Source organism: Actinomadura nitritigenes, assembly GCF_017573545.1.
Taxonomy (GTDB): domain Bacteria; phylum Actinomycetota; class Actinomycetes; order Streptosporangiales; family Streptosporangiaceae; genus Spirillospora; species Spirillospora nitritigenes.
Map to the genome: position 1 here is coordinate 411,192 of NZ_JAGEOK010000001.1, position 22,549 is coordinate 433,740.

General features: G+C 73.6%; 18 protein-coding genes. 9 read left to right on the forward strand and 9 right to left on the reverse strand.

Going from position 1 to position 22,549, the window contains the following annotated elements:
- Window positions 1-75: 75 nt before the first annotated feature.
- The 3 genes from J4557_RS01610 to J4557_RS51465 form a co-directional block, all read right to left on the reverse strand.
- The gene (locus tag J4557_RS01610; RefSeq protein WP_208264480.1) at window positions 76-234 is read right to left on the reverse strand and encodes a hypothetical protein; all 159 of its coding nucleotides are present in this window, start codon (window positions 232-234) and stop codon (window positions 76-78) included.
- Between the two features lie 141 nt (window positions 235-375).
- Complete coding sequence (locus J4557_RS01615; RefSeq protein ID WP_190865323.1) at window positions 376-672, reverse strand: hypothetical protein; 297 nt, start codon at window positions 670-672, stop codon at window positions 376-378.
- 62 nt (window positions 673-734) lie between these two features.
- Window positions 735-1,847, reverse strand: coding sequence for an LCP family protein (locus J4557_RS51465; RefSeq protein WP_208264481.1), 1,113 nt, complete (start codon window positions 1,845-1,847; stop codon window positions 735-737).
- A 206-nt stretch (window positions 1,848-2,053) separates the two neighbouring features.
- Here J4557_RS51465 and J4557_RS01625 point away from each other — a divergent pair, with 206 nt between their 5' ends.
- From J4557_RS01625 to J4557_RS01635, 3 genes are all read left to right on the forward strand, one after another.
- A complete protein-coding gene (locus J4557_RS01625) occupies window positions 2,054-4,072 on the forward strand; it encodes an ABC transporter ATP-binding protein (RefSeq protein ID WP_208264482.1) in 2,019 nt (672 codons plus the stop codon).
- 102 nt (window positions 4,073-4,174) lie between these two features.
- On the forward strand, window positions 4,175-5,470 hold the full coding sequence (locus tag J4557_RS01630) for a VWA domain-containing protein (RefSeq protein WP_208264483.1): 1,296 nt from the start codon (window positions 4,175-4,177) through the stop codon (window positions 5,468-5,470).
- Window positions 5,471-5,472: 2 nt separating this feature from the next.
- Window positions 5,473-6,333, forward strand: coding sequence for a hypothetical protein (locus J4557_RS01635; protein ID WP_208264484.1), 861 nt, complete (start codon window positions 5,473-5,475; stop codon window positions 6,331-6,333).
- Here the strand turns inward: J4557_RS01635 and J4557_RS51470 are convergent.
- Window positions 6,324-9,923 carry an AAA family ATPase gene (locus J4557_RS51470; protein ID WP_208264485.1) on the reverse strand — a complete coding sequence of 1,200 codons (3,600 nt, stop codon included), beginning with the start codon at window positions 9,921-9,923 and terminating at the stop codon, window positions 6,324-6,326. The genes J4557_RS01635 and J4557_RS51470 overlap by 10 nt on opposite strands.
- A gap of 188 nt (window positions 9,924-10,111) precedes the next feature.
- Here J4557_RS51470 and J4557_RS01645 point away from each other — a divergent pair, with 188 nt between their 5' ends.
- Window positions 10,112-10,546, forward strand: a complete 435-nt coding sequence (locus J4557_RS01645) for an STAS domain-containing protein (RefSeq protein WP_208264486.1) — start codon at window positions 10,112-10,114, stop codon at window positions 10,544-10,546.
- Between the two features lie 30 nt (window positions 10,547-10,576).
- Here the strand turns inward: J4557_RS01645 and J4557_RS01650 are convergent, their stop codons facing one another.
- From J4557_RS01650 to J4557_RS50680, 5 genes are all read right to left on the reverse strand, one after another.
- Window positions 10,577-11,371 carry an SGNH/GDSL hydrolase family protein gene (locus tag J4557_RS01650; RefSeq protein ID WP_208264632.1) on the reverse strand — a complete coding sequence of 265 codons (795 nt, stop codon included), beginning with the start codon at window positions 11,369-11,371 and terminating at the stop codon, window positions 10,577-10,579.
- Between the two features lie 157 nt (window positions 11,372-11,528).
- Window positions 11,529-12,146: a GTP-binding protein gene (locus J4557_RS01655; RefSeq protein WP_208264633.1), complete on the reverse strand. Its 618-nt coding sequence runs from the start codon at window positions 12,144-12,146 to the stop codon at window positions 11,529-11,531.
- 40 nt (window positions 12,147-12,186) lie between these two features.
- Window positions 12,187-12,633: a DUF742 domain-containing protein gene (locus tag J4557_RS01660; RefSeq protein WP_208264487.1), complete on the reverse strand. Its 447-nt coding sequence runs from the start codon at window positions 12,631-12,633 to the stop codon at window positions 12,187-12,189.
- Window positions 12,634-12,663: 30 nt separating this feature from the next.
- Window positions 12,664-13,116 carry a roadblock/LC7 domain-containing protein gene (locus J4557_RS01665; RefSeq protein ID WP_208264488.1) on the reverse strand — a complete coding sequence of 151 codons (453 nt, stop codon included), beginning with the start codon at window positions 13,114-13,116 and terminating at the stop codon, window positions 12,664-12,666.
- Complete coding sequence (locus tag J4557_RS50680) at window positions 13,113-16,451, reverse strand: nitrate- and nitrite sensing domain-containing protein (RefSeq protein ID WP_307799277.1); 3,339 nt, start codon at window positions 16,449-16,451, stop codon at window positions 13,113-13,115. The genes J4557_RS01665 and J4557_RS50680 overlap by 4 nt, the downstream gene beginning before the upstream one ends.
- Window positions 16,452-17,316: 865 nt before the next feature.
- Here J4557_RS50680 and J4557_RS01675 point away from each other — a divergent pair.
- Genes J4557_RS01675 through J4557_RS01695 form a run of 5 tightly spaced genes read left to right on the forward strand, consistent with a single transcriptional unit; the run spans window position 17,317 to window position 22,440 of the window.
- Window positions 17,317-18,297 carry an ABC transporter substrate-binding protein gene (locus J4557_RS01675; RefSeq protein WP_208264490.1) on the forward strand — a complete coding sequence of 327 codons (981 nt, stop codon included), beginning with the start codon at window positions 17,317-17,319 and terminating at the stop codon, window positions 18,295-18,297.
- A 21-nt stretch (window positions 18,298-18,318) separates the two neighbouring features.
- Window positions 18,319-19,128 (forward strand): ABC transporter permease, encoded by an 810-nt coding sequence (locus J4557_RS01680; protein ID WP_208264491.1) that lies wholly within the window; start codon window positions 18,319-18,321, stop codon window positions 19,126-19,128.
- Window positions 19,125-19,979: an ABC transporter permease gene (locus tag J4557_RS01685; protein ID WP_307799279.1), complete on the forward strand. Its 855-nt coding sequence runs from the start codon at window positions 19,125-19,127 to the stop codon at window positions 19,977-19,979. The genes J4557_RS01680 and J4557_RS01685 overlap by 4 nt, the downstream gene beginning before the upstream one ends.
- Complete coding sequence (gene mdlC / locus J4557_RS01690; protein ID WP_208264492.1) at window positions 19,976-21,583, forward strand: benzoylformate decarboxylase; 1,608 nt, start codon at window positions 19,976-19,978, stop codon at window positions 21,581-21,583. The genes J4557_RS01685 and mdlC overlap by 4 nt, the downstream gene beginning before the upstream one ends.
- A 5-nt stretch (window positions 21,584-21,588) precedes the next feature.
- Window positions 21,589-22,440: an ABC transporter ATP-binding protein gene (locus J4557_RS01695; RefSeq protein ID WP_208264635.1), complete on the forward strand. Its 852-nt coding sequence runs from the start codon at window positions 21,589-21,591 to the stop codon at window positions 22,438-22,440.
- The last annotated feature ends 109 nt before the right edge of the window (window positions 22,441-22,549 follow it).

The window sequence follows — 22,549 nt, forward strand, 5'->3', positions numbered from 1 at the left end:
GCGGGGGAGAGCGCTTGCTTGCCGCGCGCGAAAAAGCCCCGCACCCGCCGCGGGTACGGGGCCTCGGAGCGGTTCCTAGTTGGGTATCGCGCTCATGAACTGCGACAACGACTCGGCCGCGGTCCCCAGCCCGCTCAGGGCGTTGTTGAACAGATGCGCCGCCCCCTCCGGCCTGCTGATGACATACCACGCAACGAAGGCGATAGAGGCCACCTTCAGATGTTTCTTGTTCACTTCAACCACCCTCTGCGATCGGATGCCTACGGAGTGTAGTTCCCAAGGGTGGCCGTACGGAGATCAAGGCAGGGCAAAGTCGGGGTCAGGTCCGCTTGGAGCGGGGACCGGGGAGCGGGGCGCGAGGCGCGAGGCGCGGGCTCAGCCGCCGTGCTCGGTGAGGTACTCGATGTAGAAGGGCCGGAGGGCGTCGGCCATCTCGCCCTGTCCCGCGTGCGTGAACTCGCGCAGCAGCGACAGCCCGTGGAGGAGGTCGAACTCGGCGCGGTCGACCTCGCCGGTGGCCGCGGCGGCGGCCGGGATGGCGCGCAGCAGGTCCCACAGGAAGCCCACGTCGTGCCGCTCCTTGGCGCGTTCCATCGCCCGGTCGTGGAGCTCCTTGGACGACAGGGTCGACAGGTCGTCCTGCTTTCCGTCCTCAGACGTCACATCCGCCATGGACCGACTCTATGCCACGCCGGCGCCCGGTCGGGGCCCGCGGGCCCCGCCGGGCGCGCGCCTCACTTCTGGACGAGGTCGGACGGGATGGGCTGCCCCTGCTTGAGCGCGCCGAACAGCTCCGACGCCTTGGTCCTGTCCCAGGTGATGTAGGCGCCGACGCTCGGCGAGGACCCGGTGCCGCCGATCGGGACGGTCGTCGTCACGCCGCCGTTGGACACGCTGCGCATCGCCCACATCATCCGCACCAGGTCGTACAGGTGGTCGCCGTCGTCCACGAGGAAGTTGCTGGTGGAGTGCAGGGCGAGCGGGACGCTGCGGAACGGGTTGAGGAGCGTCGCCGGGCTGGACGCCTTCTTCATCAGCGCGCCGAAGAACTGCCGCTGGTGCTCGACGCGCTCCAGGTCGGCGCGGGCGTAGTGGCGGCTGCGGACGTAGCCGAGCGCGTCGCTGCCCTTGAGGTTCTGGCAGCCGGCCTTCAGGTCGATGCCGGCCTTGGGGTCCTTGAGGTCCTCCTTGACGCAGATGTTCACGCCGCCGACGGCGTCCACCACGCCCACGAACCCGTTGAACCCGATCTCGGCGTAGTGGTCGATGTGCACGCCCGTGGCCTTCTCCACCGTCTGCGCGAGCAGCTTCGGCCCGCCGAACGCGAACGCCGCGTTCAGCTTGTTGGAGCCGTGCCCCGGGATGGGGACGTAGGAGTCGCGCGGGAGGCTGACGAGGGACGTGCCGCCGGCGCCGTAGTGCAGCAGCATCATCGAGTCGGTGCGCCGCCCGGCCGCGTAGCCGGTGTGGAGCTTCTTCTGGGCCGCCTTGTCCAGGCCCTTGCGGCTGTCGGAGCCGACGATCAGCCAGTTGGTGCCGGGGGTGTCGGCGACCCGCCCCGGGTAGTCGACGAGGACCGACTCCCGTTCCAGCCGGGAGTCGAGGTAGAAGTAGCCGCCGACGATCAGCAGGACGAGCACGGCGGCGATCACGCCGAGGACCCGGGGCCAGCGGCGCCGCCTGCGGCGGCGCACCGGCGGGCCGCCCGCCGGTCCGTCCGGGTACGCCCGGCCTCCGGCGAGCTGGTCGCCCGCGTACGGATCGTCGTACGGGTCGCCGTACGCCTCCCGCCCGTAGGCGGCGTGCTGGTGCTCCGCCCGTACGGAGTCGTGCCTGTCGCGGGCCACGCCGTCGTCCTTCCTCCGTGTCCGGCCACCGGGCCCGGCCGCCGGTCATGCCGTAGACCCTAGACAAACGCGCGGAGTGCCGCGTCCATCCGGCGCATGATTGTCCACACCTCCAAATCACCGCGTTATGTGACATGTGAAACGGACAGCGTCCCCCTTAAGGCGCACACTGCCCTTCGGTGGCACAGACGCGCGGAGGGCGGCGCATGGGCGCGAGGCTGCGTATCGCCGGAAGGTTCCTGCTGTTCGCACGCCGGCGGCGCCGGCCGGATCCGACCGGCGCCGGGCCGGACGACCCGTTCGAGTCGCAGCTGCCGGAGCTGTCGGCGCACGTGTGGCACGCCAGGGACGGCGAGCTCGCCGAGACCGGGATGGGCACCATGGCCCGCAGGCTCCCCGCGGTGATCGCGCAGGCGGCCGGGCTGGCCTGGCGCGCGAACCGCGCCGACACGGCCGCGACGATCTCCCTCAACCTCGCGGCCGGGCTGTTCACCGCGTTCGGGCTGCTGGCCACGACCGGCGTGCTCACCGCGCTGTTCAGCGCCGGCCCGACGCCGGGCCGGGTCCGCGACGCGCTGCCGTCGCTGGCGCTCGTCGCGGGCTCGGTGGCGCTACGGTCGGGCCTGCAGGCCGCCGCCGGCTGGACGCAGGCCCGCCTCGAACCGCAGGTGCAGCGGCTGGTCGAGCTGCGGCTGTACGAGGCCACCACGGCGGCGGACCTGACCGCCCTCGACGACTCGGCGTTCCTGGACGACCTGCAGCGCGCCGAGACCCGCGGGATGAACGCGGCGCCCCAGGTCGTCCAGCACGCCGTGGACGTGCTGACCGGCGCCGTCGGGATGATCGCGGCCGCCGGGACGCTCGGGGTGCTGCACCCGCTGCTGCTGCCGCTGCTCCTGCTCACCGCGGTCCCGGAGGGCTGGGCGTCGGTGCGCGGCGCCCGGATGCGCTACGCCACGATGCTCGCGCTGGTCGGCGTCGCCCGGCGCAAGTGGATCCTGTCCAACCTGATGACCGAGCGGCGGCACGCCGCCGAGGTCCGCGCCTTCACGATGCGGCCGTTCCTGCTCGGCGAGTACGACCGGTTCGCAGCCCACCAGCGCCGCGTCGAGCTCGGGCTCGCCCGCCGGCAGACCTACGTGAAGATCACCGGGGACGCGCTGAAGGGCGTCGCGACCGCCGGCGTGTACGTCGCGCTGGGGGTCATGCTGTGGCGGGGATGGGTGCCGCTGGCCGTCGCGGGCACGGCCGTCCTCGCGATCAGGAGCGGGCAGACGTCCCTGGTGAACCTCGTGTTCGCGGTCAACCAGTGCTACGAGGAGGGCCTGTACTTCGGCGACTACCTCGCCTTCTGCGACACGGCGGAGGCACGGATCCCGCGCCGCGCCCTCTCACCGCCGTCCGGCCCCGGTCCCCGGGCCGGGCGGCGTGTGCTGCCCGCCGCGTTCGACCGGATCCGGGTCCGGGACGTCACCTTCACCTATCCCGGCTCCGACGCCCCGTCGCTCAACGGCGTCTCGCTGGAGATGCGCCGCGGCGAGGTCGTCGCGCTCGTCGGCGAGAACGGGTCCGGCAAGACCACCCTCTCCCGGATCATGGCCGGGCTCTACGACCCCGACGGCGGCGAGGTCCGCTGGGACGACGTGTCCCTCGCCGACGTCCCTCAGGACGAGGTGTGGAGCCGCGTCGCCGTCATCGCGCAGGAGTACACGCACTGGCCGATGACCGCCCGGCAGAACATCACCATGGGCCGCGGACCCGAGCGCCGCGCCGGCGGGCCGGAGGACCCCGCCGTGCTGGCCGCCGCCCGCGCGTCCGGCGCCGACGAGGTCGTCGCGGACCTCGCCCGCGGCTACGACACGCTCCTGGACCGCCGCTTCCGGGGCGGCGCCGAGCTGTCCGGCGGCCAGTGGCAGCGGCTCGCCGTGGCCCGCGGCTTCTACCGGGACGCGCCGCTGCTGATCTGCGACGAGCCCACCGCCAGCCTCGACGCCCGCGCCGAGCACCTGCTGTTCGACAGGATCCGCGACCACGCCGCCGGACGCACCGTCCTGCTCATCACCCACCGGCTCGCCAGCGTCCGCTACGCCGACCGCATCTACGTGCTGGAGCACGGCAAGGTCACCGAGGAGGGCGACCACGACGCCCTCATGGCCGCCGGCGGCCTCTACGCCGACCTCTACAGCCTCCAGGCGGCCGCCTACCGGAGCGGCGACGGCGTCTGACCTCGGCCTCCGCCCGGGCCCGGCCCGCACCCCGCCCGCGGGCCCGGACCGGAGTATCTGATCTTGGTCTCGCGGGCCGCCCGGCGTCATTAGGATCCTCCGGTGATCATCAGACGACCCCTCGCCGGCGGCTGCCTGCTCGCCCTCGCGGCCGCCCTGACGATGTCCGGGGCACCCCCCGTCTCCGCCGACGACGGCGGTGCCGCGGAGCCGCCCAAGGTGGAGCTCGTGCTCGACGTCAGCGGCTCCATGCGCGCCCGGGACATCGACGGGCTCAGCCGCATCGCGGTCGCCCAGCGCTCCTTCGGCGAGGTGGTCGACGCCCTGCCCGCCGAGACGCAGCTCGGCATCCGGGTGCTCGGCTCGCAGTACCGCTTCCCCGGCAGCCCCAAGTCCGTCGGATGCCGGGACACCCGGCAGATCGCGCCGGTCGGGCCGGTGAACAAGGCGGAGGCGAAGGCGGCGATCGCGACGCTGCGCCCCACCGGCTGGACGCCGATCGGGCTCGCCCTCCGCGCGGCGGCCAGGGACCTCGGCGCCGGGGAGACGACGCGGCGGATCGTCCTCATCACCGACGGCGAGGACACCTGCTCGCCGCCCGACCCCTGCGACGTGGCCCGCGAGCTGGCCGCCCAGGGCACGCACCTGGTCGTGGACACCCTCGGGCTCACCCTGGACGCCAAGGTCCGGCAGCAGCTCACCTGCATCGCCGACGCGACCGGCGGGACGTACACGGCCGTCCAGCACCAGCAGGACCTGACCGGCCGGCTCAACCAGCTCGTCCAGCGGGCCGGGACGACCTACAAGCGGACCCCGCACAAGGTGGAGGGGGGCGCGGGATGCGCCGACGCCCCGGTCCTCTCGCCCGGCGTGTACACCGACCGGGAGCGGTTCGGCGAGCACCGCTGGTACCGGGTGGTGGTGGCGCCGGGGCAGGAGCTGCGCGCCTCCGTGAGCGTCGCGCTCGACCGCCGGCTGAACCCCGACTACGGGGTGCTGCTGCGCGCTGTGTCGAAGGACGGGCAGGAACTCGTCCGCGGCACCGACGCGGGCAGCGGGCGCACCGACGTGCTCTCCACCGGCCTGCGCTGGTCGGACCAGAGGAAGGACGGGGCGGACGCGACCGCGTCCCCCTCGCCGGACGGCGGAACCGGCGGGGACCCGGTCTGCATGGTGGTCAGCAACTCCTTCTCCGCTCCCGGCGCGGTGCGGGCGGCGGCGCCCGGCATGCCGGTGGAACTGACCGTCGACCTGGTGCCGTCCTCGGACGCCCCCGGCGGTCCCGACCTCGGCCGCGGCTGGCTCCTCCTCGTCGTGCTCACCGCCACCGGCCTGGTCGCCGGTCTGATCATCGGATGGCTCGCCCGCTGGCGGATCGCCGTCTGGAAGGAGAACTGACCGTGCGCGCCACGCCTCGTCTCGCCGGCTCCCTGCTCGCCGCCTCCGCCTCCGCCGGCGGCCTCCTTCTCCTCGCCGCCGGGCCGGCCGCCGCCGGCGGCTCGCCCGCGCCCCGCCCGACGGTCGGCACGGCCGGGACGTCCTTCCTGACGGCCACCGTCGTGGAACCGGGACAGCCGGTCCGGGTGTCCGCGTCGACCGGCGACCATCTGTACTGGTCGTTCGCGGCCTCCGCCGGGCAGACCGACCGCGTCACCGTGACCGTCACGCTGCCGCCGGCGGGCGGCCGGCACGGCGCCGCGACGTACACGGCCGACGTCTTCGACGGGCTGCGCCGCCGCCAGGCGTGCACGGCCGGGCCGCAGAACGCGACCGCCGCCGCGGGCGCGGCGAGCGTCCGGCTCCGCTGCACGCTGCGGCAGGTCCGCGCGTGGGCCGAGCCCTGGTCGGACGATCCGCTGCCCGGCACCTACTACCTGCGCCTGTCGGCGAGCAGCCTGCCCGAGCAGGACCTCGGGCAGCGGATCCAGGCGGACGTGCGGATCAGCGCGCGGAACGGCGACGCGCAGCCGGCCGGGGCGAAGCTGAAGGCGCCCCTGTCCCCGGCCGTCAATCCGGGGACGACCCTCGCTCCGGGCGCCGCGCCAGAGGCGTCGCCGTCCGCGGCGAGTTCGGCTCCGAAGCCGTCCGACCGCGTCAAGGGCTGGTTCTCCTGGCCGTCCAGCCGGTGGTGGTGGACGCTCGGCGGCGGGGTCCTGGCGGCCGCCGCCGCCGTCGGGGGGTACAACCTGACCCGCCACCCGCGCCACTGGTCCTCCACGCGGCGCTCACCCGCGGGGCCGGGCCGGAGCGGTCAGATGTAGGGGCCGAAGGCGTTGGCGCTCGTGTCGTCCGGGGGCGTTTCGGGGAGGTCTTCCGGGCGGAGGAGGCGGACCTCGGCGGGGTCGATGGCGGCGGGGTCCGCGTCGTGGGCGGCGGTGATGCGCTGCGCCTGCCGGGACACCGCGGCGTCCAGCAGGTTCCGGACGAGGCGGGCGTTGCCGAACGAGGAGCCGCGCGGCTGGGCGGCGACGAGCCGGCGCAGCGCGCCCGGGACGCCGGGGTCCAGGGTGAGGCCGGCCGTCGCCGCCATCAGCTCGAAGATCGTGACGAGCTCGTCGTCGGAGTAGTCGGGGAAGCGCAGGACCTGCGGGAAGCGCGACTCCAGGCCCGGGTTGGACTTGAGGAAGCGCTCCATCTCCGCGTCGTAGCCCGCCACGATGACCACCAGGTCGGCGCGGTGCTCCTCCATCAGCCGCAGCAGCTCGGCGATCGCCTCGTGGCCGAAGTCGCGCTGGTCGCCGCCGCCCGTCGAGGTCAGCGCGTACGCCTCGTCGATGAACAGCACGCCGCCGAGCGCCCGCTCGACCGCGGCCCGCACCCGGGGCGCGGTCTGCCCGATGAACTCGGCGACGAGGTCGGCGCGGGTGACCTCGACCAGGTGCCCGGACGACAGCAGGCCGAGCCGCGCGTACACGGCCGCGATCAGCCGGGCGATGGTCGTCTTCGCGGTGCCGGGGTTGCCCATGAACACCATGTGCCGGGTCGGGGCGGTCAGCGGCACGCCGGCGTCGCGGCGCAGCTGCTCGGCGCGGGCCTCGGCGACCAGCGCGTCCACCTGCCGCTTGATCTCCTTGAGCCCGATGAGCCGGGCGATCTCGCCGAGCGGGTCGGTGGAGACGTCGCCGCCGGCGCGGGCGAGGGCGTCGGGGACGTCCTCGAGGAGGATCTCGTCGAGCGACTCGCCCTCGTCGACGACCCCGTCGGCGAGCACGCGGCGGCCCTGCATCGCGACCGCCCGGTCCAGCAGGTTGATCATGATGCGGGCGTTGCCGAAGCCGTTGTCGCGCGGCGCGGCGTGGGCGAGCGCGCGGACCTTGTCGAGGACGCCGGGGGCGAGCGCGAACCCGCCGTCGGCGGCCTTGCCCGCGAACACCTGCACCAGCTCGTCGTCGGTGAGGTCGGGGAAGTGGACGTTCCGGGGGAACAGCGCGGCGAGGTCGGGATGGGACTTCAGCAGCCCGTTCATCTCCGCCTGCGGCCCGGTCAGCACGACCACCAGGTCGTCGGTGTGCGCCTGGACGGTCGTGAGGAGCACGTCGAGGACCTCGCGGCCGCGCGCGGCGTCCGCCGCCGCCGCGACGAACGCGTGCGCGTCCCGGACGACCAGGACCCCGCCGAGCGCCTGCTCGACGGCGCGGCGCACCCGCAGCACGCTCTCGGTGGCGTACTCGCCGAGCAGGTCGGCGCGCTCCACCTCCACCATGTGCCCGGACGACAGCACGCCGAGCCCGGCGTAGATCCGGCCGAGGATCCGCGCGACCTTGGTCTTGCCGGTGCCGGGGTTGCCGGTGAACACCAGGTGCCGAGGGCGCGCGGCGAGCGCCATGCCCGCCTCACGGCGCAGCCGGGCCGCCTTGGCCTCGGCGACCAGCGCGTCCACCTCACGCTTGACGGGCGCGATGCCGGCGCAGGCGGCGAGCTCGGCGAACGGGTCGGTCTCGGCGGGCCGGCCCGGGATGAGCCGCTGCGGCAGGTCGGCGGCGGTCACCTCCGGGACGTCCCGGTCGCCGCGGGCCCGCGCGGACGCGACGCACTGCGCCGCGGTGTGCTCGGCGAGCCGCGCGCCGCGCAGGTTCAGCAGCGGCTGCGTCCTGCTGAGCAGCACCCCGGCGGTCGCGGCGACCTCGGCCGGCACCTCGGCGCCCCGCGCGCGCACGGCCCGGGTGAACAGCTCGGCGAAGTCGTCCTCGGCGAAGTCGTGCGTGCGGACCACGTCGAACGCCCGGACGAGCGCCGGGTTGGCGTCGAACAGCCGCCTGTCGCCGCCGGGGCGGCACAGCGCGACGACGTCCAGGCGCGGCGAGCGCGCCATGAGCCGGCGCAGTTCCTCGACCGCCGCAGCGCCGCAGCGCTCGTAGGAGACCAGCCGCTCCAGGTCGTCCACGACCAGCAGCATCCGGCCCTCGACGCAGTCGCGGACGCGGGCCTGGAGCCACAGCGCGGCGTCGCTCACGCCGAGCGAGGCGAACACCTGGTCGGAGACCCACAGCGCCTCGCGGACGGCGCCGCCTGCGGCCAGCCGCCGTTCCAGCAGCTCGACGGCGGTGCCCTTGCCGGTGCCCTCCGGGCCGGCGATCAGCAGCCGGACGGGCCGCTCCCCCGCCAGGCGCGCCGCCAGCGCGTCCTGGACGGCGCGTGCCAGCTCCGGCTGCCCGACCAGCTCGCCGCCCCCCTCGTCCTGCGGCGGGCCGTCCTGGACGGCCTCGCCCGGCCCGGGCGGCGCCTCCTTGCGGACCTCGCGCGCCGCGTCCGGGGAGAGCAGGCCGACCAGCGGGTTGGCGACGCGGCGCGCCGCGAACAGCCGCCGCAGATCGGACTGGAACGGGCGCACCGGGACGCGGCAGCGCGGGCTCGTCGGCGCGTCCGGCAGGCCCTGCACGGCGCCGGTGACGCGGACCGCCATGTCCAGCCAGGCCCGCGCCGCGTCCGCCTCCCCCGCGACCAGCCCGCGCGCCAGCCACCCGCGCACGTCCTGCTGCCACGCCTCGACGGAGAACCCCGCGCGGACCGCGCGGAACCGCTCCTGCACGTTCTCGTAGCGGTCGGCCCCCAGCGCGACCGCGAACTCCGCCGGGACGGCCGCCGCCTCGGCCGCCAGCAGCAGCTTGGCCAGTGCGGCGTCCGCGCCGTCGCCGTCCAGGACGGCCTCCGACAGCCGCGCGTGCGCCGCGTCGAGACCGTCGCACGCCCAGCCGAGGTACCCGACGGGCCCGGCCAGCTCGGGCAGGACCTCCAGCTCCTCGTCGGTCAGCCCGGCCGTCCACACCTCCTCCAGCCGCTCCTGCGGGACCGCGAGGTCCAGCTCCCGCAGCTCCGGGTCGGCGGCCCGCCGGTCGAACAGGCCCGCCAGCGCCCGGCGGCGCCGCTCCAGCGGCTCCAGGCCGTCGAAGACGTCCAGGCCGTCGCGCGCCAGCTCCAGCATCACCGCCCGCAGCTCGCGGTCGTCTCCGGCCGGCTCGGGCAGCCACAGGCCCGGCGGGCGCCACCGCCCGCCCTGGGTGAACCACGCGACCGGTTCGCGGACGGCCGGCTCCGGCGTCGCCAGGAAGTCCGACAGCAGCTCGTAGTCGACGTCGCCGCGGGACCCGCCGCGCACCGCCGACGCGCCCAGCAGGAACGTCAGCAGCGACCACTGCTCGGCGCCCGCCGCGCTCGTCCCCTCCCCGTAGAAGTCGCTCAGCCGGCGCGGGAGCAGCGCCGCGCGGGGGTCGGCGTTGTAGGCGACCGCCCGTTCCCGCATCCGCTCGTAGAGCCCGTCGGGCACGCGCCACGGCCCGTGCGCGTACACGTCGAGCACGGGCTCCTCGGTGAGCAGCAGTTCGAGATGGTCCGGCAGCCGGGGGGAACGCACCTGGTCCTTCTCCTATGCGGCGGGGCGGGGTCGTCACGTCTGGCAAGCACCCTACGACCCGGCGCGATCACGCACATCCCGTCGCGCCGGGTTGGCACGCGGCCGCTCCTCGGCGATAGTTGTCGTACGGAAAATATCCGCCGGGCGCCGCGCCCGGCGGCGCCCGGCCCCTAGGAGGCGGAACCCCCGTGCCACCGCTGGAAGTCACCGCCCGCTCGCATGCCGGACGCGCCGTCGTGCGCCTGCGCGGCGAACTCGACATCGCCGGCTCCGACGAGCTGCGCCGGCACCTGGAGGCCGCCCGCCGCGAGCACGGCGACCACCTCATCCTCGACCTCGCCGAGCTGGACTTCATGGACTCCCAGGGCCTGTCGGTCATCGTCGGCTGCTACAAGGCCGCCACGGCCGCCGGGGGCAGCCTCACCCTCGCCGGCCCGCGTCCCGTCGTCCGCCGCGCCCTGGAGATCACCGGCCTGCACCGCCGCATCCCCGTCCAGGCGTCGCTGGAGGCGGCCCTGTCCGCGCACGGCGCCGCCGCCCCCAATCCCCCGCGCGGCGCCGCCCACGGGGACGGTGCGCTCCCGGCCCCGTCGGACGCGCCGCACGAGGCCCCCCGCGCCTAGCGCGCCCGCTCGAGAAAGGTGTCCTCCAGGTCAGCCCGCCGTCTCCCGCGACCGCAGCTCCGTCGGGAGCGGGCGCTTCGGGCCGCGGCCGTCGCCGGACGAGCGGCCCCTGGCGCGGCGGCCGATCCACGGCAGCAGGTGGGCGCGGGCCCAGTGCAGGTCCTCGCGGCGCGAGGTCAGCCAGTCCACCGGGTCCAGCGGCGGCCACGGCTCGCGCCAGTCGTCCTTCACCGGGACGCCGACGACGCCCGCGACGAACAGGGCCATGCGGCGGTGCCCCTCGGGCGACAGGTGCAGCCGGTCCTCGTACCAGGCGCGCGGGTCGTTGAAGATCCGCAGCGACCACAGGTCGACGACCGAGCAGCCGCGGCGGTCGGCGATGGCGCGCAGGTGCATGTTGTAGGTGGCGGCCTTGCCGCGGATGCGCGAGCCGCTGCGCAGCCCGCGGGTGTCGAACCCGGTGAAGACCACCACGCGGGAGCCGGTGGCGCGCAGCCGCCGGACCGCGTCGTCGAACACCACCGCGAGCGCGTCGGGGTCGGCGCCGGGGCGGATCATGTCGTTGCCGCCCGCGCAGAACGTCACCAGGTCGGGGTTCAGCTCGACGGCGCGCGGCACCTGGTCGTCCACGATCTGCCGGACGAGCTTGCCGCGCACCGCGAGGTTCGCGTAGCGGAGGCCGGGGCTGTGCTCGGCGAGGTGCTCGGCGAGCCGGTCGGCCCAGCCGCGGAAGCGGTCGTCCTCGCCGGGGTAGGGGTCGTTCAGGCCCTCGGTGAAGCTGTCGCCGATGGCCACGTAGGTACGGATCTTCTCCAGTTCGTCCATCGCGGGCCCTGGCACTGGTTCATAGTCGGTCACGTCAGACAATCATGCATCGTGCACACAATCTACGCGACCGTAACCACGGGGGATGTGGGGCACCCGACACCGGCCGGCCCGCCCGTCGCGAGGCGCCGGATCCGCTCCGGGATCCGGCCCCGCGTCAGGTCCAGCTCGGCGACGCCGTGCCCAGCTGACCGCCGGACGCGGCGGGCGGCGCGGAGGCGCCCGCCGGGGCGCCCGCGGCGTGCACCGACATCGCGTGCTGCACGAGCGTGATCAGCACCTGCTTCGTCGACTCGCGGCTGCGCGCGTCGCACTGCACGATCGGCACGTGGCCGCTGATCGACAGCGCCTCGCGGATGTCCTCGATCGCGTACTGGAACTCGCCGTGGAACCCGTTGACGCCCACGACGAACGGCAGGCCGAGCTCCTCGAAGTAGTCGACCGCCGCGAAGCAGTCCTCGAGCCGCCGGGTGTCGACCAGCACGACGGCGCCGATCGCGCCGCGGACCAGGTCGTCCCACATGAACCAGAAGCGGTGCTGGCCGGGGGTGCCGAACAGGTACAGGATCAGCTCGCTGTCCAGCGACACGCGGCCGAAGTCCATCGCGACCGTGGTGGTCGTCTTGTCCGGGACGGCCGACAGGTCGTCCACGTCGGCGCTGGCCGCGGTCATCACCGCCTCGGTGGTGAGCGGCATGATCTCCGAGACCGATCCGACGAAGGTGGTCTTGCCGACGCCGAACCCGCCGCCGACGACGATCTTCACCGAGGTCAGCTCCGCCTCGGGTCCGTGCGGCCCCGGGGGCGGGACCTGGTCAGAGCTTCCGAAGGCCACTGAGCACCCTTTCTAGCAAGCGGAGGTCCGGCTGGCCGCCGGCCGTCGTGGGGGTCGACTGGTGCAGGCGCAGCAGCCCTTCCATGGCCATGTCCGCGACGAGGACCCGGGCCACGCCGAGCGGCATCCGCAGCAGCGCGGACACCTCGGCCACCGAGCGGGCCGACCGGCACAGGTCCATGATCGCCCGGTACTCCGGGGTCAGCATGGCCACGTCGCGCGGCGGGTACGGCGCCGCCGTCACCAGGGCCTCGATCGCCAGGTCGTACCGCGGCTTGGTGCGCCCGCCGGTCATCGCGTAGGGGCGCACCAGCGAGCTGCCGTCCCCCTCGTCCCGCCCTTCCGGTCGGTCCTGTACCGAGCGCGGATCACCGGGCCAGCGCCCGGGACCTCCCGGACCGCCTCCGAAGGGACTGCCTCGATCCATGTCGCCGACCTCCGTCAGAGTCAGTCACGGTCAAAAGCGGGCGGGGCCGGCGCCCATCTCGGTCACCGAGGGGCCGCCGCCGTACGGCTGCTGCGGATCCTGCGCGCGCAGCGCCGGCGTCAGCACCCGGCCCACCCGCTCGACCAGCAGCGTCATCTCGTAGGCGACGAGCCCGAGATCGCAGTCGGGCGCCGCGAGCACCGCGAACACCGACCCGTTCGCGATGGACATCACGAACAGCAGGCCGCGGTCCATCTCCACGACCGTCTGGTTCACGCCGCCCGCGTCGAAGATCTTCGCCGCGCCCTGGGTCAGGCTCATCAACCCCGAGGCGATCGCCGACAGCTGGTCCGCCCGCTCGGGCGGGAAGCCCGCGGAGTAGGCCATCGGCAATCCGTCGGAGGAGACCACGACGGCGTGCGCGACCTTCGCGACACGGTCCGCGAAGTTCGTCACCAACCAGTTGAGATCCTGCCCGCTCACCGGGTGCCTCCCGTCTCGCCGTCACCCTGTGACGGCACCTCACCTGACGTGCCCCCGCCACGAGCCTCGTTGCGGCCCCGATGGACCCCGCGCTGCAGGCTCGCGAAACGGTTGCGCACGACGTCGGCCGACTGGCCGGACGACTGCTGGTCCTGCACGGGCGCTCCCGGACGCGGTACCGGCTGCGTCCGGCCGCCGCCCGCGGGCGGCGGCGCCGCCTGGGGCTGCTGCTGCTGCCCGGCCCCGGCGGCCGGCCGGTTGCCGACCGCCCCGGGGATGCGGTTCTTGCCTGGGACGCGCTTGGGCAGCCCGACCTGCGTGCGGCTCCCCGCGACCGGTTCGCGGATCGCCTCGGCGGCGCGGAAGCCCTCGTCCGCGGGGGACTCCCAGCCCTTGCCCGGATCCTCGCCCACGTCCCCTCCCGTCCGGCGCTGGAACCATTCCGACTGCATCGCATCGAAGATCGGCGAACGCTCGGGTACGCGCGGTGGCGGCTTCGCTCCGGCCGGCGCCGGCGGCTGATGCGCGGAGGGAGCGGGCTGATCATAGCCGTTCCGCTCGTAGCCGTTCTGCTCGTAGCCGTTCTGCTCGTAGGCCGGCGGCTCCGGGACGGGCTCGCGGCGCCGCGGGTCCGCGGCGCGGCCGCGGGCCGGGGCCCCGTTGCGGGAGCCGCCGGCGTGCGGGCCCTCTCCGGCGACCTGCTCCAGCGGCCCGGTCTCCCAGGGGATCTGCTGGCGCCGGGAGCCCGGTTCGGGCACCACGGGCTGGGCCTCGGGGACCACGGGCTGCGGCCCGGTGTGCCGGCCGCGCCCGTCGCGGAACCCGTTGGCCGCGTCCTGGTAGCCGCCGCCCGCGTCCTGGTAGCCGTTGGGGGCGTCCTGGTAGCCGTTGGCGGCGTTCCGCGCCCGCTCGCTGGGCGGCTGGAACACGTTGTCCTGCCGGCCGGCCTCGGACTGGCGGCCGCGCAGCTGCGCGCCGGGACGGCGGACGGGCAGGTCGCTCGCCGAGCGCGAGCCCGCGTCGGCGGCGGCGCCGTACGGGTCGTTCGGCGGCGCGACGTCCGCCGGCCGCGGCAGGTCCGGCGGGACGGCCGGCAGCGGGCCGGTGGCCGGGGCGGCGTGCGCTCCGGTGCCGGCGGCCGGGGTCAGCGGGCCCGTCGTCAGGGGCGACTGCGGTCCGGTGCCGTCGCCCGAATGGAGGGGGCCGCCCATCATCGGCTGCGGCCCGGTGGCGCCGCGCAGCGGGCGCAGCGGGCCGGTGTGGCCGACCATCGGGTTGCCCCCGGTGCCCGCGCCGAATCCGGCGGCGGGCCCGAAGTCGTCCTGGCGGAAGGCGCCCCCGGCGGCGGGCGGCTCGGCGGCGGTGGTGGTGAGCGCGGCGAGCTGGCCGCTGCCCCCGGTGTCGCGGGAGCCGAGGCCGCGGGCGCCGACGCCCGCGGGCTCGCCGGGGGTGACCGCCGCGTCCGGCAGCACGACGAACGCGGTGAGCCCGCCGCCCTGCGCGGCCCGCAGCTCGACGCGGATGCCGTGCCGGACGGCCAGGCGGCCGACCACGAACAGGCCCATGCGGCGCGCCGCGGAGAAGTCGATGACGGGCGGGTTCGCCAGTCGCCAGTTGGCCTGCTCCAGCTCCTCGGGCGCCATCCCGACGCCGTTGTCGGTGATCTGCAGCATGGAGCCGCCGCCGCTGAGCAGCTGCCCGGAGACGGTGACCTTGGTGTGCTCGGAGGAGAACTCCAGCGCGTTCTCCACCAGCTCGGCGAGCAGGTGGACGAGGTCGTTGACGACGGGCCCGGCGACGGTCATGTCGCCCTGGACGCGCAGCGCGACCCGCTCGTACTGCTCGACCTCCGACAGCGAGGCGCGGACGACGTCGATCAGCGGGACGGGCTTGTTCCACCGGCGGGCCTGCTCCTGGCCGCCGAGGACCAGCAGGTTCTCGTTGTTGCGGCGCATGCGGGTGGCGAGGTGGTCCAGCCGGAACAGGCTGCCGAGCTGCTCCTCGTCGCGCTCGCTCTGCTCCAGGTCCTCGATCAGGCGCAGCTGCCGCTCGACGAGCGACTGGTTGCGCCGCGACAGGTTGACGAACATCGCGTTGATGTTGCCTCGCAGGACGGCCTCGTCGGCCGCCAGCCGGACCGCCTCGCGGTGGACCTCGTCGAAGGCGCGCGCGACCTGGCCGATCTCGTCGGTCGAGTCGATCTCGATCGGCGCGACCTCGATGCCGCCCGCGGCGGCCTCGGGGTCGCGCAGCCGGTCGACCAGGCCGGGCAGCCGGCTGCTGGCGACCTCCAGCGCGCCGGACTGCAGCCGCCGCAGCGGCCGCACCAGCGACCGGGCCATCACGATCGTGATCAGCAGGACGACGATCAGCAGCGCGGCGATCAGCGCCGAGTCGAGGATCGTCGAGTTGCGCGCGGCCGTGCCCTGGTCGCGGCTGTGGGTGTGGACGTCGCCGGCGAGCTTCTGCTCGACCTGGCGCATCTGGTCGACCATCGCGGTCATCGCGACGCGCATGGCGCTCGCGGCGCGGGAGGTCCGCAGCGACGCGGGCAGCAGCCCGTTGGTCGCGCTCGCCGCCGAGATCACCCGCTGCCGGACGTCACGGGCCTGGTCGACCTTGGGGCCGACGACCGTGTCCTCGTAGAGCTGGACCTGGTCCAGGGACGCGGAGTCGCGGAAGGCAGCGAGCTCGCTGTCCTCCTGTGCGCGCGCCGCCGTGAGCTCGTTGAGCTCCTGGATGTCGAGCTGCTTGCTCCGCGCGCCGATGAGCAGCAGGGCCCGCTCGCGGGACACCGCCTCCTTGGCGCGCGCGAGGGCGCCGAGCGCACGGACCGACTCCGAGAGCTTGTCGTCCGCCACGTTCTGCGCGATGCCGTCCAGGACCGAGGTCAGCTCCCGGGCCGCCTCGGTGTACTTCTCGAGGACGATGAAGGGCGGGACCTTGGTGCCGACGACGAGGGAGCGCAGCGCCTTCAGCCCGTCCAGGCGGCTCTTCACCGTGGTGGCGTCGCGGACGGCCTCGGAACCGTAGGAGCCGTTGATCTTCCCGGTGTCCTCCAGCACCGGCCCGACCAGCGCGTCGGTCTTGCGCTGCTGGGCCTGCAGGGCCGGCAGGAGCGCGGCGGAGCGGCCGCCCGCGATGTACTCGACGGCCTCGTCGCGTTCGGCGGTGAACTCCTGGACGAACCGGGTGATCTCCACGCCCACCTCGGCCATCTGCTGCACGCGGCCGTAGCTCTCCGTCTTGTCCACGGAACTGGAGATCCGCAGGCCGGCCAGTACGACGGCGGCGAGCGTTGGCACCAGGATCAGCACGATCAGGCGCTGGGGCACCCGCCAGTTCCGCAGCCGGAGCCGCCCGCCCGATCGCGGCGGCCCGCCTGGCCGTGCCGGATGGTCCGACTGCACCTCGACGTCACCAGGCCGAGCACGGTCGCGACCCTCGTCGCTTGGTTGCATCCGCCGTCAACACCCTCTCCCTCACGATGCCGCACACTCCGTGACCTCATCGGCGCGAAGGGTCATGGCAACATCGTCTCCACCTCCGGCGCCCGATATTGCAGCACATCCATGGATATGCCGCAAAGGACCCTAGGGGAGTGGATAAGAACCGACGAGGCGATCGCGATTTCATGCCCATATGTCCGTTTTCCGAGTCACCGGTCGTCACGGTGCGCACTCGAACTCCGCGCATTCGATCGATTACACTCGGTAAAGCGACCTGCTCTCGCGCCTCCTTCCATCGGCCGGCGAGAACGGCGCGACCCGAAACCGAAAAGTCGATCACGCTCCGTATTCACTCAGCAATGGATTGTCACAACGGCTGCGACAAGCCCTTAACCGCAAGGGGAAAGCGGCGCCCGCGCCGGCCATTCGACAAGTTATCGAATCGAATCCCAACGGCCTTACCGGCCAGTAACAACGGTCGGCCGCGCCACCGCCCCCGGCACCCCCGCCACCGCCCCCACCAGGAATGACACCGCGGCGCCGGCAACGCCGATCGGTCCACTGAAGGACACAAGAGAGTCACGCAATTCCGTCCCAAACCCCCTAAGACGCCCAGTCCGCGATACCCTCCCGACGCACGTGATCTTCAGGCACGGCGGGAGAGGCGGCCGCAGCCGTTCCCCTGGCTCATGAGCCCTGGCCTGCCCGAGCCCTGCCGAAGCAACTTCCCCCGTGAGTTAAGGAGTGCCCGATGCGGCAATCCAGACGTCTTCTGGCGCTGGTCAGCGCCCTCGCCCTCGTTACGTCCCTGGCCGCCGGCTGCGGAGGTTCGGACGACTCCGGCGGCGGCAACGGCCTGGAGAAGAAGGAGATGAAGGTCGCCTCACTGCCCCTGGTGGACGGTGCGGCGCTCTACATCGCCCAGAAGCAGGGCCTGTTCAAGGCCGAGGGCCTGAACGTCAAGATCGTGCCGGTGCAGCAGAGCATCAAGGCGCTGCCGGCGCTGAAGAACGGCGAGGTGGACGCCATCGCGGGCGCCAACTACGTCTCGTTCCTGCAGGCCAACGAGCAGGGCGCGCTCAAGCTCAGCATCCTGGCCGAGGGGGCCACGCTCACCTCGAACATGATGAACGTGCTGGTCATGCCCAACTCCAAGATCAAGACCGCCAAGGACCTGGAGGGCAAGAAGGTCGCGGTCAACATCCTGAACAACATCCAGGGCCTCACCCTGGACTCGATCCTCAAGGCCAACAACGTCGACCCGAAGAAGGTCCAGTACGTCGCCATCCCGTTCCCGCAGATGGCCTCCGCGCTGCAGAAGGGGCAGGTCGACGCGATCCACACCGTCGAGCCGTTCCTGTCCGACATCGAGAAGAAGGACGGCGCCCGCGTCGTCGTCGACGGCGGCAGCGAGCCGGTCACCGGCATGCCGATCAGCGGTTTCGTGAGCACCCAGGAGTTCGCGAAGAAGAACCCCAAGACCGCGGCGGCGTTCCAGAGCGCGATCATCAAGGCGCAGAAGATCGCCTCCCAGGACCGCAAGCGCGTCGAGGAGGTCCTGCCCGGCTACGCCAAGATCGACCCGCAGGTCGCCTCGGTCATCACGCTGCCCGGCTACCCGACGTCGCTGAGCACCACCCGGATGCAGCAGATCGTGGACCTGATGACCACCTCGGGCCTGCTCAAGCAGAAGCCCGACCTGAAGTCCATCCTCTTCCAGCCGACGTCGTGACGGCAGGACGCTGATTCACCCATGGCACACGAGCCGACGCCGCCCCGCGGCCTCTCCCGCCCAGGAAAGTGGGCGCGGGGGGCCGCCGGGGTGGCGGTCCTGTTCCTGGCGAGCGAGGCCCTCGGCCGGGCCGGGATTGTGGACCGTTCCTATCTGCCCCCCGCATCCGACGTCACCGCCCGCGCGTTCGAGCTGTTCGGTGACTCCGACTTCCTGTTCAACGTGCGCGCCACGCTCACCGCGTGGGCGCTCGGCACGCTGCTCGCGATCGCGATCGCGGTCCCCCTCGGGCTGCTGCTGGGCAGCGTCCCGGCGGTCAACACCGCGGTCCGCGCGATCGTGGAGTTCCTGCGCCCGATCCCCTCGGTCGCCCTCATCCCGCTGGCCGGGCTGCTGCTCGGCTCGGGCCTGAAGATGGAGGTGCCGCTCATCGTGTACGCCTCCAGCTGGCCCATCCTCTTCAACACCATGTACGGGCTGGACGACGTCGACCCCACGGCGAAGGAGACGCTGCGCAGCTTCGGGTTCGGCCGGATCCAGGTGCTGCTGCGCGTCTCCCTGCCGAGCGCCGCGCCGTTCATCGCGACGGGCGTGCGGCTGGCCGCGTCGATCGCGCTCATCCTGGCCGTCGGCACCGAGATCCTGTCCGGCTTCGGCGACGGCCTCGGCATGTTCATCGCGCAGGCCGGCAACGTCCCCGACGGCACCCGCGACGTCCTCGCCGGGACGGTGTGGGCGGGCTGCCTCGGCCTGCTCATCGACACCGTCCTGGTGCAGGTCGAGAACCGCGTGTTCCACTGGCACAAGGCGCAGAGGAGTGGTGCATCGTGACCGCGGCGACGCTCACCGCCGGCACCGGCCGCACCGCCCGCGGCGGGGCGGCCGTGCGGATCGCCCGCGGGCTGCTGCACCGGCTGCTGCCCCTCGCCGTCCTCGTGGCGGGCTGGGAGGCGGTCACCCGCGCGTCCGACAGCGTCTTCTTCCCGCCGCCCTCCCAGATCGTCAAGCGGATGCGGGAGATATGGCTGTCCGGGCCGCCGAGCCACCTGTACTTCAGCACGGAGGCGGGCGACTCCATCGCGCCGAGCCTCGGCCGGATGGCGCTCGCCCTCGCCCTGTCGGTGGTCGCGGGCGTCGTGCTCGGCATCGCGCTCGGCCGCTCCGAGCGGGTGCTGGCCTACCTGCAGCCGCTCATGCAGTTCGCCCGCGTCATCCCGCCGCCGACCCTGGTGCCGGTGTTCATCGTGCTGTTCAAGATCGGCACGGAGATGCAGGTCGCCTCGATCGTCTTCAGCGCGATCTGGCCCGTCCTGCTCAACACCGCGGACGGCGCGCGCAGCGTCGACCCCATGCAGATGGCGACCGCCGAGGCGTTCCGGTTCTCCGCGGTGGACCGGATCCGGTACGTCATCGTCCCCTCGGCGATGCCGAAGATCTTCGCGGGGCTGCGGCTGGCCCTGTCCCTGTCCCTGATCCTGATGATCTTCTCCGAGCTGCTGCCCGGCACCTCCGACGGCCTCGGGTTCGAGCTGTCGAACGCGCAGAGCCAGTCCGACCTGCCGACCGTCTGGTCGGTCATCGTGCTGCTCGGCATCCTCGGCTACCTGTTCAACACGATCCTGCTCGCGGTGGAACGGCGTGTCCTCTCCTGGCACCGCGGGGCGCGAAAGGCGGATTCATGACGACCGAGCTCACGGTCCGGGAGGCGTTCTTCGACTTCTGCCGGCGAGTGGGGATGACCACGGTCTTCGGGAACCCGGGCTCGACCGAGCTGCGGATGTTCCGCGACTTCCCGGGAGACTTCGAGTACGTGCTCGCGCTGCAGGAGACCGTCGCGGTGGCGGCCGCCGCCGGGCACTCCCTCGGCACCGGCAACGCGACGCTGGTCAGCCTGCACTCCGCCGGCGGCGTCGGCCACTCCCTCGGCGCGGTCTTCAACGCCTACCGCGACCGGGTGCCCGTCGTCATCATCGCCGGCCAGCAGTCGCGCGCGATGCTGCCGACCCACCCGTTCCTCGGCGCCGACGAGCCCGCCCTCTTCCCGCGCCCCTACGTGAAGTGGAGCCGGCAGCCCGAGCGCGCCGAGGACGTGCCCGCCGCGCTCGCCGAGGCGTACCGGGTCGCGATGACGCCGCCGCGCGGCCCGGTGTTCCTCTCCGTCCCCGAGGACGACTGGGAGCACCTCGCCGAGCCCGTCCCCGACCGCGAGGTCCGCAGCGACTTCACCGCCTCCCCCGCCGCGCTCCGCGAGGTGGCCGAGGCGCTGAACGGGGCCGCGAACCCGGTCGTCATCGTCGGCCCGGGCGTCGAGGACGAGGACGCGCTGCCCGGCGTGCTGGCGCTCGCCGAGCGGACCGGCGCGCCGGTCTGGATCAGCCCGCTGTCGGGGCGGTCCGGGTTCCCGGAGGACCACGCGCTGTTCCGCGGCTTCCTCCCGCCCGTCCGCGACCAGCTCTCGGCGCGGCTGGAGGGCCACGACGTCATCCTGGCGCTCGGCGCGCCGATCTTCACGTACCACGTGCACAGCGAGGGCCCGGTCATCCCGGCGGGGGCGCGGCTGTTCCACTTCGACTGCGACCCGTCGCAGACCGCGTGGGCGCCCGTCGGCACCAGCGTGCTCACCACGATCGCCGCGGGCGTGTCCGGCCTGCTGGAGCTGGTCGACAAGGCCGACCGGCCGCTGCCCGAGCCGCTCGAGCGGCTCGGAAAGCCCGCCGCGACCGACCCGATCGACGCGGCGCTGGTCGTCGAGACGCTGCGGGAGCGGATGCCCGAGGACGCGGTCATCGTCGAGGAGGTCCCGAGCTACCGGGACATGTTCCACGCCCGCCTGCCCATCACCCGGCCCGGCGGCTTCCTCACCACCGGCAGCGGCGCCCTCGGCTGGGGCCTGCCCGTCGCCGTCGGGCGCGCCCTCGCCGGGTCGGGCGAGCGCATCGTCTGCGTCATCGGCGACGGCGCCGTCATGTACTCGGTGCAGGGCCTCTGGACGGCCGTGCAGCACAACGTCCCGATGACGGTCGTCATCCTGAACAACCAGGGCTACGGCGCGGTGAAGGCCCTCGGCCGGCGCATCAAGATGGACAGCGTCCCGGGCACCGACCTGCCCGGCATCGAGTTCGTCACGCTCGCCCAGGGGTTCGGCTGCGCGGGCCGGACCGTCACGAGCGCGGCGGACCTGGACGCCGCGATGGCGGAGGGCCTCGGGCACGACGGGCCGTTCGTCATCGACGTCCGCGTCGCGGCCGACAACGCCGCCCTCTACGACGAGCCTTGGGCACGGTGAGCGAGATGCTGGAGATATCCGGGCTGGGCCACTCCTACGGCGCGCACCGCGTGCTGGACGGCATCGACCTGAAGGTCGGCGAGGGCGAGCTCGTCACGATCGTCGGACCCTCCGGGTGCGGCAAGTCGACGCTGCTGCGCTGCATCGCCGGGCTCGTCCCGCCGACCGAGGGGAAGGTCGTGCTGAAGGGCACGCCCATCGACGGCGTGCCCGACGACCTCGCCGTGGTGTTCCAGGACTACAGCCGCTCGCTGCTGCCCTGGCTGACGGTGCGCGACAACGTGGCGCTGCCGCTGCGCCGCCGCGGGCTCGGCAAGGCCGACCGGCGCGCGCGGGCCGTCGAGGCGCTCTCGTCCGTCGGGCTCGAGGACGCGGCGGGCAAGTATCCGTGGCAGCTGTCGGGCGGCATGCAGCAGCGGGTGTCGATCGCCCGGGCGCTGGCCTACAAGCCGACGCTGATGCTGATGGACGAGCCGTTCGGGTCGGTCGACGCGCAGACCCGCGAGGACCTGGAGGACCTCGTCCTGCAGGTGCACCGGGCCGAGGGCATGACGATGCTGCTCGTCACGCACGACATCGACGAGAGCGTCTACCTGGGCGACCGGGTCGTGGTGCTCGCCCGCAACCCCGGCCGGGTCCGCGACGAGCTGCCGGTCACGCTGCCCGCCGACCGCGACCAGATCGGCACTCGGGCCGACGCGGAGTTCGTGCGGCTCAGGGCCGAGGTGGGGCGGCTGGTCCGCGGCGTCGTCAAGGAGTCGGAGGCGGCGGACGCCGCCGGCACGGCCGACGCCCCGGTCGAGGAGGGCGGCGCGGCCGAGGCGGACGCCTCCGTGGAGGAGCCCGCGAAGAAGTAGGGCGCACGCCCGCGGGGCCCCGGTCGCGGCGCGGCCGGGGCCCCGTGCTTTCCGGGTTCCGAACGGTGGAACAATCCTGTTCACAATTTTCTCCTCAAACCAGCACATA

Bases quoted from the DNA above. Each gene is read 5' to 3' on its own strand.
- J4557_RS01660 (WP_208264487.1), bottom strand. From the start codon at position 12,633: ATGGATCGAGGCAGTCCCTTCGGAGGCGGTCCGGGAGGTCCCGGGCGC.
- J4557_RS01625 (WP_208264482.1), top strand. From the start codon at position 2,054: ATGGGCGCGAGGCTGCGTATCGCCGGAAGGTTCCTGCTGTTCGCACGC.
- J4557_RS01680 (WP_208264491.1), top strand. From the start codon at position 18,319: ATGGCACACGAGCCGACGCCGCCCCGCGGCCTCTCCCGCCCAGGAAAG.
- J4557_RS01675 (WP_208264490.1), top strand. From the start codon at position 17,317: ATGCGGCAATCCAGACGTCTTCTGGCGCTGGTCAGCGCCCTCGCCCTC.
- J4557_RS01650 (WP_208264632.1), bottom strand. From the start codon at position 11,371: ATGGACGAACTGGAGAAGATCCGTACCTACGTGGCCATCGGCGACAGC.
- J4557_RS01695 (WP_208264635.1), top strand. From the start codon at position 21,589: ATGCTGGAGATATCCGGGCTGGGCCACTCCTACGGCGCGCACCGCGTG.
- mdlC (WP_208264492.1), top strand. From the start codon at position 19,976: ATGACGACCGAGCTCACGGTCCGGGAGGCGTTCTTCGACTTCTGCCGG.
- J4557_RS01615 (WP_190865323.1), bottom strand. From the start codon at position 672: ATGGCGGATGTGACGTCTGAGGACGGAAAGCAGGACGACCTGTCGACC.